This window comes from Calothrix sp. PCC 7507, assembly GCF_000316575.1.
GTDB lineage: Bacteria > Cyanobacteriota > Cyanobacteriia > Cyanobacteriales > Nostocaceae > Fortiea.
In genome coordinates this window covers 4,301,186-4,315,210 of sequence record NC_019682.1, presented here as the reverse complement: position 1 = coordinate 4,315,210, position 14,025 = coordinate 4,301,186, and the positions used below count along the sequence as shown (strand labels likewise).

Annotated in this window: 15 protein-coding genes; 10 read left to right on the top strand and 5 right to left on the bottom strand. The window is 43.5% G+C overall.

Annotated features, from left to right (window positions below):
* The first annotated feature begins 55 nt into the window (after positions 1 to 55).
* From CAL7507_RS18410 to CAL7507_RS18380, 7 genes are all read left to right on the top strand, one after another.
* Positions 56 to 712, top strand: coding sequence for an HAS-barrel domain-containing protein (locus CAL7507_RS18410; RefSeq protein WP_042342271.1), 657 nt, complete (start codon positions 56 to 58; stop codon positions 710 to 712).
* Between the two features lie 139 nt (positions 713 to 851).
* Positions 852 to 2,987, top strand: coding sequence for a cation:proton antiporter (locus CAL7507_RS18405; RefSeq protein ID WP_042342270.1), 2,136 nt, complete (start codon positions 852 to 854; stop codon positions 2,985 to 2,987).
* A 353-nt stretch (positions 2,988 to 3,340) separates the two neighbouring features.
* Positions 3,341 to 4,291 (top strand): UDP-glucuronic acid decarboxylase family protein, encoded by a 951-nt coding sequence (locus CAL7507_RS18400; protein ID WP_015129991.1) that lies wholly within the window; start codon positions 3,341 to 3,343, stop codon positions 4,289 to 4,291.
* Positions 4,292 to 4,440: 149 nt separating this feature from the next.
* Positions 4,441 to 5,832 carry a UDP-glucose/GDP-mannose dehydrogenase family protein gene (locus CAL7507_RS18395; protein WP_015129990.1) on the top strand — a complete coding sequence of 464 codons (1,392 nt, stop codon included), beginning with the start codon at positions 4,441 to 4,443 and terminating at the stop codon, positions 5,830 to 5,832.
* 601 nt (positions 5,833 to 6,433) lie between these two features.
* Complete coding sequence (locus CAL7507_RS18390) at positions 6,434 to 6,661, top strand: hypothetical protein (RefSeq protein WP_042341404.1); 228 nt, start codon at positions 6,434 to 6,436, stop codon at positions 6,659 to 6,661.
* A 10-nt stretch (positions 6,662 to 6,671) separates the two neighbouring features.
* Entirely contained in the window at positions 6,672 to 6,911 is a 240-nt protein-coding gene (locus CAL7507_RS18385; RefSeq protein ID WP_015129989.1) for a hypothetical protein, read from the top strand.
* Entirely contained in the window at positions 6,908 to 7,297 is a 390-nt protein-coding gene (locus CAL7507_RS18380; protein ID WP_015129988.1) for a type II toxin-antitoxin system VapC family toxin, read from the top strand. Before CAL7507_RS18385 ends, CAL7507_RS18380 begins: the two co-directional genes overlap by 4 nt.
* Positions 7,298 to 7,379: 82 nt before the next feature.
* Here the strand turns inward: CAL7507_RS18380 and CAL7507_RS18375 are convergent, their stop codons facing one another.
* Positions 7,380 to 8,174: a DUF2993 domain-containing protein gene (locus tag CAL7507_RS18375; protein ID WP_201447910.1), complete on the bottom strand. Its 795-nt coding sequence runs from the start codon at positions 8,172 to 8,174 to the stop codon at positions 7,380 to 7,382.
* 214 nt (positions 8,175 to 8,388) lie between these two features.
* Here CAL7507_RS18375 and CAL7507_RS18370 point away from each other — a divergent pair, with 214 nt between their 5' ends.
* From CAL7507_RS18370 to CAL7507_RS18360, 3 genes are all read left to right on the top strand, one after another.
* Complete coding sequence (locus tag CAL7507_RS18370) at positions 8,389 to 8,679, top strand: type II toxin-antitoxin system prevent-host-death family antitoxin (protein ID WP_015129986.1); 291 nt, start codon at positions 8,389 to 8,391, stop codon at positions 8,677 to 8,679.
* Positions 8,663 to 9,034 carry a type II toxin-antitoxin system RelE/ParE family toxin gene (locus CAL7507_RS18365; protein ID WP_015129985.1) on the top strand — a complete coding sequence of 124 codons (372 nt, stop codon included), beginning with the start codon at positions 8,663 to 8,665 and terminating at the stop codon, positions 9,032 to 9,034. Before CAL7507_RS18370 ends, CAL7507_RS18365 begins: the two co-directional genes overlap by 17 nt.
* Before the next feature lie 235 nt (positions 9,035 to 9,269).
* Complete coding sequence (locus tag CAL7507_RS18360) at positions 9,270 to 10,943, top strand: hypothetical protein (RefSeq protein ID WP_015129984.1); 1,674 nt, start codon at positions 9,270 to 9,272, stop codon at positions 10,941 to 10,943.
* A 67-nt stretch (positions 10,944 to 11,010) separates the two neighbouring features.
* Here the strand turns inward: CAL7507_RS18360 and CAL7507_RS18355 are convergent, their stop codons facing one another.
* The 4 genes from CAL7507_RS18355 to CAL7507_RS18340 form a co-directional block, all read right to left on the bottom strand.
* A complete protein-coding gene (locus tag CAL7507_RS18355; protein ID WP_015129983.1) occupies positions 11,011 to 11,634 on the bottom strand; it encodes a hypothetical protein in 624 nt (207 codons plus the stop codon).
* 37 nt (positions 11,635 to 11,671) lie between these two features.
* Complete coding sequence (locus tag CAL7507_RS18350; RefSeq protein WP_015129982.1) at positions 11,672 to 11,860, bottom strand: hypothetical protein; 189 nt, start codon at positions 11,858 to 11,860, stop codon at positions 11,672 to 11,674.
* On the bottom strand, positions 11,857 to 12,165 hold the full coding sequence (locus tag CAL7507_RS18345; RefSeq protein ID WP_015129981.1) for a hypothetical protein: 309 nt from the start codon (positions 12,163 to 12,165) through the stop codon (positions 11,857 to 11,859). Before CAL7507_RS18345 ends, CAL7507_RS18350 begins: the two co-directional genes overlap by 4 nt.
* 477 nt (positions 12,166 to 12,642) lie before the next feature.
* Positions 12,643 to 13,893: a competence/damage-inducible protein A gene (locus tag CAL7507_RS18340; RefSeq protein ID WP_015129980.1), complete on the bottom strand. Its 1,251-nt coding sequence runs from the start codon at positions 13,891 to 13,893 to the stop codon at positions 12,643 to 12,645.
* Positions 13,894 to 14,025: the final 132 nt, after the last annotated feature.

Genomic DNA, 14,025 nt, shown 5'->3' with positions numbered 1-14,025 from the left:
AAGTATGAAGGACAAAAATTTTCATACTTCATCCTTCATACTTCATACTTCTACTATGCGCCTTCCTTTACCACAATTTGCCACTAACGATCGCCACCCCGGCCACATTGCCGAGGTAATCGAAACCACTACTACCGAATTTCTGGCACAGTGTTTGGAACCGGCAGACTTGAGTTTCCCCCCTATGCCTCCTTTTGGTAGCTGGGTTTGTGCCCTAGATGAAGAAACGGGCAATCAAGTTTATGGGGTAGTATATTTTGCAACTACCATGCCTATTGATTCTGTACATCGAGCAGTAGCTTTAGGGTTATCCTTACAAGACTTGCGAGAGGAACAACCCCAGATATTCGCCATGCTCAAAACAGAATTTAGGGCGGCGATCGTGGGATTTGAGCCGCCATCCCCTAGTAGAGGTTCTAGTTCTAGGGTGTATCAATATCTACCACCAAGACCACCGCAAATCCACCAAGCTGTCTATCGGTGTGAACCAGAAGCCATCATTAAATTCACCGCAGAACTAGAATTTTTGCGGACACTACTTGCAGTCAACAGTGCGCCTGTGGAATCTTTGGCTGCAGCCGCGATTCGAGAGGTTTATCAGTTACGCAAAGCTGATCGAGAATGGCTAATCAAAGCTGGACGAACCCTCAGCGTACTGCTGAAAGACGACTACGATCGCTTGCGGTTCATTTTAAGCCAAATCCACCCATAGGTAGTTAGTTCCTAGACAATTGCCTAGGTAGTGTAAGTTAAAATTTTTCTGATTTTTCATCAGGGTGGCTTTTACATTTGAACGGGCGATTGCCCCTAAGGTAATCGCAGCTCCACTATCGCCCTTTCAAGTCCTACCTATGCAACTCATATCACAAGTTCTGGCGCTGGAACCAAATCCCTCAGTTCTCGGCAAAGAACCAATTGTGCCTTTTGCAATTTTGCTGGTGGTTATCTTAGTAGTACCCATTCTGTTTGAGCGACTCAGACTACCAGGATTAGTGGGTTTGGTGATCTCTGGGGTAGTACTCGGCCCTGCAGGCTGGAATCTATTCCAGACAGAATCACCAATGATTAACCTGCTATCAGACATTGGGTTAGTTTATTTGATGTTTGTCGCCGGGTTAGAAGTCGATATCGAACAGTTCCGCCGCCGCAAAAATCGCTCCTTTGGTTTTGCTATTTTCACTTTCTTTATTCCCCTACTGGCAGGAACGTTAATCGGGCAGGCTTTTAGCTTTGGCTGGCTAACATCAATATTAATAGGCTCTTTGTTTGCTTCCTACAGTCTTTTGGCGTATCCCCTAATTAGTCGCTTGGGAGTAGTCAGCAACGAAGCCGTTGCGATCGCCATCGGCGCTAAAATATTTACCGATACTGGCGCACTCTTGGTATTAACGATTTGTGTAGCATCTGCTCATAACGGAGGATTCAACTTAGCACAATTACTTACCTTGTCTGGGTGGTTAACTATTTACTCAGTCGCTGTTTTGGTAGGCTTTGATTGGGCAGGTAAAGAATTTTTCCGCCGCTCTGGAGGTGATGAAGGCAACCAGTTTTTATTTGTGCTACTGTCCGTGTTTCTGGCTGCTGTGGGCGCACAATTGATCGGGGTAGAAAAAATTATCGGCGCTTTTTTAGCAGGTTTAGCAGTTAATGAAGTTGTAGGCGAAGGGCCAGTCAAAGAAAAGGTAGTATTTGTTGGCAGTGTATTATTTATTCCCATTTTCTTTGTTGACTTGGGTTTGCTGATTGATCTCCCAGCTTTCATGACTAGCGCGATCACCGTCAAGTTAACGCTCTTGATTGTGTTCGGCTTGATTGCCAGTAAATTGCTCGCCGCTTTGTTAACAAAACTGCTATACCACTATAATTGGCGGGAAATGTTGACTATTTGGTCATTGTCAATTCCCCAAGTGGGTGCGACATTAGCCGCAACATTGGTAGGATATCGGGCTGGGTTAATCTCACCGGAAGTATTAAACAGCGTTGTTGTATTAATGCTGGTGACATCAACAATAGGGCCGTTGATTACCAGTCGCTGCGCTGTCGGTTTAACTTCTAGTGTAGTTGCAGAACCTGCGCCAACAACCCTTCCAGAGACGAATATAGAAGCCACAGATAACGCTTTCACGATTTTAGTACCTATATATAATCCTCATACTCAGCAGTATTTAATTGAATTGGCTGCACTATTGGCAAGTCAAGCAAGTGGCAAAATTATCCCCTTAGCGATCGCTACTGCAGCGGCGCAAATGGATGCACCACAATTAGAAGCTTCTCTGCAACGGAGTGAGCGGCTACTCTTCAAAGCTACAGCCCAAAGTCGGGCATTAGGTGTGGAAGCATCCCCCTTACTCCGCATTGATGATGCTTTCGCTCAAGGAATCAGCCGCGCCGCTCGTGAACAAAAGGCGAGTTTAATTGTCATGGGTTGGGGTAAAAGAACTGGGTTGCGAGCGCGTTTATTTGGCAATGTCATTGATAACGTGCTTTGGGCAGCCCATTGTCCTGTAGCAGTGACACGTCTGGTAGAATCACCCAAGAAAATTCAACGCATCTTAGTTCCCATAGAAAACTTGATCTCACCAGCATTGCAACCTGTGCAACTAGCCCAGATGTTGGCGGAGGCCAATCAAGCTCAAGTGACTGTGCTGAATGTGTGCGATCGCCGCACCAGCTCCAGCAAAATTGCCGCTAGGCGATCGCATCTTTCTCTACTAGTGTCTAAATTAGCTTTGCCAAATCCCCCAGAAATTCAAATCATCGCCCATGAAAATGTCGCCCAAGCTATTTTACAAGCCGCACGATTATATGATTTGGTAGTTTTGCCCTTTATCCGGAATCGCACTAGTCCTGGGGGTTTAGCAATTAGCGATGTTACAACTCAGCTAGCTAGGCAACTCACTTGCTCAATCGTCATGCTCGGAGAACCACAACGCACTCAAGCGGCGGCCCTGCCAAGTAGTGTTCCTAGCACCACAGCCAATGTGTGAGCAGGGGACTGTTGACTGGGGAAGAATAACCTATTGCCTCTTAAACTCTTGACTCTTGACAAAACCTTTATTTATAACTCCTCACAGCTTTAAAAATACTTCATATATTTAAAGATTTGGTAAATTGTAGACTGATTATCCAGGGTTGTTGAACGATGTTTGATATTTTGCTAGTTAAGTCGCCTAATAATTAGGTGTTAAGTATTATAAAGTTGCACCCCTAGGGCAACTGGTAAATCCAGGGGCATGTTTTTCATTAGCTTCTGTTCTTTCTGAGTTTTTATACCCAAGCTGGGTACTCTAACAAATAGGCGTAATAGCTACTAGCAATATCTGTAAACCACTAGGAAACTATGAGAATTTTGGTGACAGGGGGAGCCGGGTTTATCGGTTCCCATCTTATCGACCGGCTAATTACTGCTGGGAATGAAATCATTTGCCTGGATAACTTCTATACAGGTCATAAGGGCAACATACTTAAGTGGTTCAATCATCCTTACTTTGAACTCATTCGCCATGACATCACCGAACCTATTCGGCTAGAAGTGGATCAAATTTATCATCTGGCTTGTCCGGCCTCTCCAGTACATTACCAGTACAATCCCGTCAAAACCGTGAAAACTAATGTGATGGGAACACTGAATATGTTGGGTTTAGCTAAACGTGTAAAAGCTAGGTTTTTCTTAGCCTCAACCAGTGAAGTATATGGTGATCCGGAAGTTCATCCCCAAACTGAAGAATACAGAGGTAGCGTAAATCCCATTGGGCTGCGTTCATGTTACGACGAAGGTAAGCGCATCGCCGAAACTTTGGCATTTGACTACTACAGACAAAATAAAGTTGATATTCGGGTTGTGCGGATTTTCAACACCTATGGCCCTCGGATGTTAGAAAACGATGGTCGTGTGGTGAGCAATTTTATTGTGCAAGCGCTACGGGGTGAATCTTTAACAGTGTACGGTGACGGTTCGCAAACCCGCAGTTTCTGCTACGTCTCCGATTTAGTCGAAGGATTTATCCGGCTGATGAATAGCGACTACGTTGGGCCGGTAAATTTGGGTAATCCCGGTGAGTACACCATTTTGGAATTGGCACAAGCAGTGCAAAACCTGGTGAACCCGGATGCACAAATTAAGTTTGAACCGCTACCTTCGGATGATCCGCGCCGTCGTCAACCTGATATTACAAAAGCTAAGACCTTGTTAAATTGGGAACCTACCATTCCTCTGCAGGAGGGGTTAAAACTGACAATAGAAGATTTCCGCAGTCGGATGAAAACTGATGTTAAAGAGTCAGGCTCCTGAGAGATGCTAAGTACTAGTTTGTACTTCGCAGGCTCGCCCTATCCGTAGCCTTTACTAGCACGGTGGAGTTGACCGCCTGTGTATAGGTTTCATGCTGAAAACTTCTTAATTGAAGAAAAAACCCTAAATAAAGCGAGGAGTTAAACAAAATGCGTGTTTGCGTAATTGGTACTGGTTACGTTGGTTTGGTTACAGGCGCTTGCTTGGCTCACATCGGACATGATGTGATTTGCATAGACAATAACGAAGAAAAAGTCAAGTTAATGAAGTCTGGGCGATCGCCCATTTTCGAGCCGGGACTCTCGGAAATTATGCAGTCTGCCATTGATAACGGGAAAATTGAATTTAGCACCGATCTCGCCGCCGGAGTCGCCCACGGGGAAGTTCTATTTATTGCTGTGGGAACGCCGCCTTTACCAACTGGCGAAAGTGATACCCGTTATGTTGAGGCTGTAGCCCGTGGTATTGGGTCAAATCTCAACGGTGGTTATAAAGTGATCGTCAATAAATCTACAGTCCCCATTGGCTCAGGTGACTGGGTACGGATGATTGTTCTCGACGGGATTGCTGAACGCCAAAAAACACTCGTACCCGCTGGTGGGGTGTCTGCTGATGATAAATTGCCAGAGGTTGCAGCTCAGTTTGATGTAGTCAGCAATCCAGAGTTTTTGCGTGAGGGATCAGCTGTTTACGACACCTTTAACCCCGATCGTATTGTCTTGGGTGGCAACAGTCCCAGAGCAGTAGGCGTTATGCAAGAACTATATAGCCCAATTGTAGAACGCCATTATGCTGATGATAAATCTTTACCTGCTGTCCCAGTGTTGGTGACAGACCTTAGCTCGGCAGAGATGATCAAATACGCAGCTAATGCCTTTTTGGCAACCAAGATTAGTTTTATTAACGAAGTTGCTAACATATGCGATCGCGTCGGTGCTGATGTCACCCAGGTAGCAAAAGGCATCGGCTTAGACTCCCGCATCGGTAACAAGTTTTTACAAGCTGGTATTGGTTGGGGTGGTTCCTGCTTCCCTAAAGATGTTGCCGCCTTGATTCACACTGCTGACGATTATGGCTATGAAGCCCAGCTACTAAAATCTGCTGTCAGCGTCAACGAACGTCAGCGCCTCATAGCTTTAGAAAAACTCCAGCAAGTTCTGAAAATCCTCAAAGGCAAAACCGTCGGACTACTCGGTTTGACCTTCAAACCTGACACCGACGATTTACGCGACGCCCCAGCACTCAACCTGATTGAGCAGCTAAACCGACTGGGCGCTAAAGTCAAAGCTTATGACCCCATTGTTTCCCAAACGGGTCTGCGTCATGGTCTTTCTGGCGTCTTAGTAGAAACTGATGCTGAACGACTGGCTGATGGCTGTGATGCTTTGGTACTCGTCACTGAATGGCAACAGTTTAGCCATCTAGACTACGCTAAGATGGCACAACTGATGAACCACCCCGTGATTATCGATGGACGTAACTTCCTCGACCCGGAAACTTTAGTCAGGGCTGGGTTCCAATATGTAGGTGTTGGACGGTAGAAAGTCACCTGAATAACGCTCAAAACCGCCTAGAAATAAATTTCTAGGCGGTTTTTAATTTGTCACATTGGTTGCTGCTTTAGAATTGCAATATAGAAATCCGATTTGATTATTGAAAAAATCTCAGTATTTGTAGGGTGGGCAATGCCTAGAGTGTTGACTCTGTGCCTTTTTAGATGATAAAAATTCAGGCAAAATTTGTGTAGTCATTGCGAGGAGGAACGACGTAGGCTCCGCCTTCCCGTTCGCGCAGCGTCTCAGTAGGAGAAGGGTCGCAATCCCAGTCTTTGCGATTGCTTCACTTCGCTCGCAATGACACAAAAGTTGTATGAACAAAAACCGTGAAATTCCATCAAAGTCAACACCCTAGGCATTGCCCACCCTACGTGTATTTCAGAAATCAAATACTAATCCTATAGAAAATTGCGCTCAAAGAAATAGAAGAGATTTTGCGCTATCCAGTTGGATTGTTGTACTACCGACTTGCTGTTACATTCCGGTATTGATTTAACTGACTCCTTTCCTTGAAGAAAGTGTAAATCCTACACCTCCTAATACAAGCGTCACAACAGAAACACCGATAATTATTTGAGCAGCATCTTTGTTTATCAATGGTTCTGGTTTAGCCGTAGATATTGAAGCGGTTTCCATGTCGCAATTACTAGAAAAAACACAGCTATTGCCTATAGATTTATTTAGCGCTATACAGTCTTTACGAAGACGTTCTCTAATCGAAGACCATCAAAACGATCACAATCAAATACTTTTTACTCTTCAGCCTTTGATTAGGCAGTATGTTAATTTGCAAATGGAGTCTACTAAAAAATAGGAGTAGTAAGATGAACGCTCACAAAGTAGAAGCTGTTTTAACTGAAGATGGAACTTTGATGCTACAGGGCTTACCTTTTCATGCAGGGGATGTGGTGGAGGTAATTATTCTCGAAGCTAAAACTTCACAGCCTCAAGAAGCACGATCTAACCAATCAGAAAAAAATCTTTATCCAATGCGCGGGCAACTAGTCCGTTATGATGACCCAACAGAACCCGTCGCTTTGTCAGATTGGGAAGTTTTGCAATGATTATACTGGATACACATATCTGGGTTTGGTGGGTTGACGATAACGAGCGATTAACTAAAAAACATCGGGAATATATAGAAGAATATCAATCTCAGGGTTTGGGAGTAAGTATTGTTTCTTGTTGGGAGGTCGCCAAATTAGTAGAAAAAAATCGGCTGGTTTTTTCTTGTTCAGTTAATGAATGGCTCAAAGCAGCTTTAGCTTATCCCGGAGTACAGCTATTAAATTTGACGCTACCTATAGTGGTTGATTCAACTCAATTAAGTGGATTTCATAGTGACCCTTTTGATCAAATTATTGTGGCTACAGCCAGAAATTATGAGTGTCCTTTGTTAACTGTTGACGCGAAAATCCTTAACTATTCAGGTGTGGAAACACTTTCCTAAGGACTCCCACCTCCCCTAAATATTTTGTGCTTTCTTATAGCAGGGAGGTAGAGTAGATAAGATTATGCTACGAGTTGCTATCTCAATTGCTACTTGGTATACGCTCAATCTCGGCATAGCCGCTAAAAATCAACCTTTGCCCTTCAGTTTCTAAACGATTAAGCCGCATTTTCACTCCATCAAGGTCAAAGCGATCTAAATCGACCATATTATCTAAAATTTCCACCAGTGCCATACTTAAGGTTTGGGAAATTTCTTTTTGATCGGCTGGTACATCGTCAAGTTCAATTTGCGGATCTTTAAAAGCAACCCGTCGCCGTCTTTCCACAGCTATGGTGACAATTATACTTAGGGGGATCAGTTCGCCATTATTTAAATCAGACTTGGCCAAAATCCGCAGGCGATTTTCTGGCAAGAGTTGTACCTGCACCTCTGGAAAGGAAACTGGTTTCCCGCCTGATAATGCCGTCAAGCTGGGTAGGGTGAGGTTCAGCAAACGCTTTGTCACCAATTCAGCTTTGAAAGCGTGGTTGATGCCTGCTTCTGATAAGATGACTTGAGCGATCGCCTGAGTAGATTGTTTGAGAGTCAGTTTGCCACTCAAAACTGACCCGAAGTCAATAGCCACCGCATCTGTCTCAAAAGACATCTCCTCTACTGCAAAATCTCTCTTGATTACCAAGCCGCGACCACTCATTTTAAAACTGTCAATGCTGCCTTGCAAGAGCTTGCTGGAGGGATAGCAGCGCACAAAGACTTCTACTGACTCGCTTTGGGTAAATAGGTGGCGAATCGTTTGGCTAGCGACTGTGTTGAGCATCCGCTCCCCCCAGTCCGTGCCTTTAGGATCTTGTAAACCAGTAAGTCCACCGAACATGTGGTTTTGCGTCTCTAGAAGTTCTTTATACTTTTGTAACAAACTGTGAAGAATACAGCAAGCGATCCCCTGATTAATTGTGCTGATGTCTGGGGGTAGATTGGCTGATATTAAGGGTATTAGTGTATCGAATATTACTAATTCAATTGGATAGACAAATGCTAGCATTAAATTTAGTGCAAATTTAGTGCAAATTTAATGCATCATCAAAGCCATGCTCAACATCATTAGAGATATTCACTCTCTCTCAAGTTTCAAGCGTAATACTGCTGAATTTATTCAGCAAATGAAGGAGAGTGGAAAACCCGTGGTGTTAACTGTGAATGGCAAAGCAGAACTGGTTGTTCAGGATGCTGAGTCATACCAGAAACTTTTAGAGCTTTTGGAACAACTGGAAACGATTGCTGGAGTCAGAAAGGGACTGGAAGATTTAGAAGCAGGTAGGACAAGACCTGTTGCGGAATTTGAGCAGGAAATGCAGCAAAAATATGGCATTTCAAGTTAGGACAACTCAGACAGCAGATGCTCAAATTGAGGCAGCATATCTGTGGCTGAGAGAGTATAACCCAGCTTATGCAGATCAATGGTTTCGCGGTTTAATGAATGCCATAGCATCTCTTCAAGAAAAACCTCGTCGTTGCATCTTAGCTCTAGAACATGAAGTTTTTTCTGAAGAGGTGCGTCAACTTATTTATGGTAAGTCAAGAAATACCTATCGTATTTTATTTACAATTCGCGATCGCACCGTTTATGTGCTTTATGTGCGTCACACAATTTTGGATTTTGGATTTTGGATTTTAGATTTTAGATTGACCCCAAGGAATCAAGTCAGGGGCTTGTTAATTAATTTTAGATTTTAGATTTATTCTCGCGTTTAAATACGTTCGCTTGAAACCTTTTTAAATTTTAGATTTTGAATCTTCTCCTGACGGAGAGGCTACGCCCACAATCCAAAATTTAAAATCTAAAATTCGGTCATAGTTCACAAGCACTTTTGACGAGTGATGAAGTTGATGAGGACGAATCATAGCGTTATAAATTTTTCATGGGTGGGAATACTAGAACAAGGTATAACTTTCTCACCGTTACTAAACAATGACACAGCCGAATATTCTAGAACTTGCCAAACAGGGTGATACAACTGCGATTAATACTCTTGTAAATGAGTGGTTAAACTTACCCAGTATTACGGCAAAAACTACATTAAAACAAGATTGCTTACAGATCATGCTGGAATCACAAGAAGTTCCAGAACAACAGTCATTAGTTCCGCTAATTCATAATGGGTTGATTAGCTTAAATATTGAATCTATCAAAAAAGTCAAGATATATGGGCGAGAGACAGGCGAGGATTTCCCGGATTGGCAACAAGAATTAGCAATAGAATTACCGTCAAATTCACCTGCTTTAATATCTCATACAGAAAATGAAATTGAATCATCAACTGCTATTACTGAGACAACAGTAGATAGTCAATTATCTGTACAACAACCATCTTTTTTTGGTTCATTTTTTGGAGCAGTAGGCGGAGCGGCTGTTGGTGTTGGTGGGGCTATTGGTGGTGCATTGGGGGCAGTGGGTGGTGCTGCGGTTCAAGCTGGACAAGGTGTTGCCGGAGCAGCTGTCGGCGTTGGTGGGACTATTGGTGGTGCATTGGGGGCAGTGGGTGGTGCTGCGGTTCAAGCTGGACAAGGTGTTGCCGGAGCAGCTGTCGGCGTTGGTGGGACTATTGGTGGTGCATTGGGAGCAGTGGGTGGTGCTGCAGTTCAAGCTGGACAAGGTGTTGCCGGAGCAGCTGTCGGCGTTGGGGGTGTAATTGGTGATGTAGCTTTCCAAGCCACACAAATCGCCGGTCAAGCACTAACAATAGTTGGGAAGAATCCTGCCTTACAATTAGCAATTAAATCTTTAAATCAAGACTGGTTGAATCCCTTAATTCAACAAGTTGATATAGTTAAGGCTGAGACTGCTGTGAAAAAGTTACAGCAAGAGCATCCAAATGCTAAACCAGGTGAAATTGCTCATCATCTCATGTTAGAAAAGGCTGTTTTTGCAGGAGGAACAGGCCTTGCGAGTAGTCTTTTACCAGGACAAGCAGCAGCAATGTTTGCAGTCGATTGGGCTGCTACATCTGCGTTATCTGTGGAGTTAGTTTATCAAATTGCAGCCGCTTATGGATTGGATTTAAAGAATTCAGAGCGTAAAGCAGAAATTGTTGCAATTTTCGGGTTAGGCGTAGGTGGAAAAACAGCTATTAGAGCAGGTTTAGGTTTATTGCGAAATGCGCCAATCATGGGAGCGGTAATTGGTGCTAGTTCCAATGCAGTGATGATTTATGCATTAGGTTATGCAGCTTGTCAGTTTTATGAAGCAAAACAAAATCCATTAACTTTACAGGCAACATTAGTAGATGCTCAGTTAGAAAGTGAAAAATATCTCGAAGCTGCGATTTCCCAAGAAAAGATTATGGATCAGATTTTGGTTCATGTTGTTTTAGCTGGTAACCCAGATAAATCATGGGCAGAAATTTTGCCAGATTTGCAAGCTGCCAATCTTAGTCCTTCATCAATTGAGGCGATCGCATCTCAAATCACATCACCGACATCCTTAGAAAAGTTACTTGAGCAAGTTAATAGTGATTTTGCTGTACCTCTACTAGCGCAATGTCACAAAATTGCTAATTTGGATGGGGTAGTTACACCAGAAGAAGCTCAGGTAATAGCGACTATCAAAAGAAAGCTAAACCGTGATTTAGCTGCAATTAAATAAGCTGAATAATACTAAGATAACTTTTCACAACAGGCGATCGCACTCTAATAAAATCAGAATGCGATCGCTATCTTCGCCAACCACCGAGAATCTCCACCAAGATACGCAGCAAGTCTTCTATGTCAGCAGGAACACGGTATAAATTGAGGTCTTGAGTTATTTGTTTATCTTCTCGATTCAGTAGACCAAATTGCCAAATATCTCCTGTAGAAACAGCCCCTTGTAAATTTGGCTCTTGAGAGTCAGTCCAGGCATCAATCGCAATTAGTTCTACAGCAAGCTGGGTAAAACCCCTTGCCAAATCAGCATTTTTAGCTTCTATAACTAAGAGTTTATGGTCTGCGTGGAGATAATAATCAAGGGAACCTTTTAACTGTTCTGTAACATTTAGAGGATATTCGATTCTCAGTTGGGCGTGGGTGTAGTGAACAACATCCAGTAAAATGGGGGCAATTAGTAATTCTCTCCGCGCTGCTTCACTAGTCAAACTGATATATGGCAAACTCTCCTCAATTCTAGATTTGAGATTGCCCAGTCTGTCTAGTTCAGCGCCTGATTTTTGCAGATTGAGAGAAGAGCGTTTTAAAGAGTAGCCAAATTCAGCCAGTATGTCTTCTGGCTCAAACGCCATTTCAAAGTAGTTTCTGAAAGTGTAAGACTGATTTGGTTGGAGAATAGGAACTTTGCTCATAGCTGCATAGTTAAATCTTTTTCCCCGAATTCTCTACTTATACCAGGGTTCGTTTCAATTCTTGTATCAACACTTGACAGCGGTTCATAGCTTCTCTAGCCTGTTGTCTGAACTTTTTGGCTTGCTCTTGGTTAGTCTGGTATACTTCAGAACCTTTGCGCCTGAGTTCAATAGCTTCTTTACTGAGTTCTTGAATACGAGTCTTTAATTCTTCAATTGTTTTCATTTGTCCTCCAGTTCTGTAATCACAATTTCTAAATTTTCTGCCTCTTGATAAAGTCTATCTGCTCTACTAGCCAGTAAGCTAGCATCATCAAAATCATTGTTTTCAATGGCTCTGTCATGAGCTTGGTATAATTCGTCAATGATATCTTGTAATTGTGCGATCGCCTTGGCTTTGCTGAAGTAGCAGCTTGGAGTAAACCGCAAGTTGCACCCAATAGTGAGGATGAAGAAATGATGAGTATCACTGTCAAACAAGTGACCTTGGACTGAATATAAAGGGTGCGTAGAGGCGGCGCGGCTTGTCATTAGACATCGCTCTATTTCAGGTAAATGAGGTACGCGGGTAGGGGCACAACATTGTTCATTGGTGTCAACTTAACGTGAAACCCTTGTCAAGACGTGATGCGTGAATTAAATCACCTACCATCAAGATCCGCGTTACCCCACCCCGGTTTTGTCTAAAGCCAAAACCTCCCCTCCACGAAACAGCGGGGAGGGGATTGAGGGGTGGGGTGAAAGGGCTGTGGGATAAGCGTTTGAACTTAAGTTGACGCGTATGAACATTGTTGTGCCCTATGATTATCTGTGCCTCACCAACTTTCAATCTGCTGTATCCTGCAAAATTTTGAGTCTACTTCAGTAGACTTAAGCTATTAGCCAGAGAATTCATTATCTAGCGGGTGATTCAGCCAACACTGAAATTTCTAGCTTAAGTTGACACTAATGGGTTTCCCCGGCCTCGTTAGACATTACTGCGCCTACAAAAAATGCGTCGCACTTCTCCTACCTCGTCAACAACTTGCGCCGCAGGGTATCCAACGCTGCATTCGCACTCACATGACGAATAAAATCCCGCTTTCGGGTAGCACCAAATTTATGCTCAAAACTAGCCACTTCACCATTAGGCCCTGCTAACCCGATGTAAACTAGACCTACAGGCTTAGTATCCGTCCCCCCAGTAGGGCCAGCAATACCAGTAACACTCAATCCCCAAGTCGTTGAGAGACGGGTTTTGACTCCTACAGCCATTTGTTGGGCAACAGTAGCACTTACTGCGCCAAACTTGTCTAAATCTTCTGGGTTAACTCCTAACAACCCAACTTTCACAGAGTTGTCATAAGAAATTACCCCTCCCCAAAAGTAATCAGAACTTCCAGAAATCTCGGTCAACATTTGCCCTAAACCACCACCTGTACAAGATTCTGCTACTGAAAGCGTTTCCTTGGATGACCGTAAAAGCCGGCCTACCACGGTAGCTAAGGTATCATCATCAACACCGTAGAAATCTAATCCAGCAATTTCTTTGATTTGTTGCTCAACAGGTGAAATTAAAGCCTCTGCAGCTGATTCCGAAGCAGCTTTTGCAGAAACTCGCAACCTGACTTCCCCCTTACCTGCATAAGGCGCGACTGTGGGATTGGGCAAATCAAACAAGGAAGCTACTTTTTCTGCTAAAGCAGATTCACCAATTCCCCAAAACCTTAAACTCCGACTGAAAATAATATCTTTGCCCCAGCCTTGATTTTTCAGATAGGGAACTACTGTTTCTTCCCACATCGGGTAAAGTTCTGATGGTACACCAGGGAAAGTAAAAATTGTTACTCCTGGTCGGGGTTGCCAAATGATACCAGGAGCTGTTCCTGTGGGGTTGGGTAAAATGTCCGCACCTTGGGGAAGCAAAGCTTGCTTCAGGTTGCTAGGGGTCATGACTCGACTGCGTTGGGCAAATTTCCGAGTCATATCTTCGATGACTTCTGGGCGTTCTACTAAGGGTACGCCAAAAAAATCAGCGATGGTTTCACAAGTGAGGTCATCTGGTGTAGGCCCTAAACCACCAGTGAAAATGAGAATTTGCGCTCTGGAAATAGCAATTTCGATAACTTTCTTAATTCGTTCTGGGTTATCCCCGACTACAGTTTGATAGTAATGGGGAATACCTAACTGCGCTAATTGTTTTGCCAGATATTGAGCATTGCTGTTGAGGATATCTCCCAGCAGCATTTCCGTACCAACACAAATAATTTCTGCACTCATAAGATTTGGGAATGGGGAACTCAAGTCCCCCACGAAATGGGGATTAGGGGCATAGGGAATGGGGAATAAAAATTATGAAATTGAGTAGCACACTGATTGTTCATTTTTCCATCACCCATTGACTCATGATGA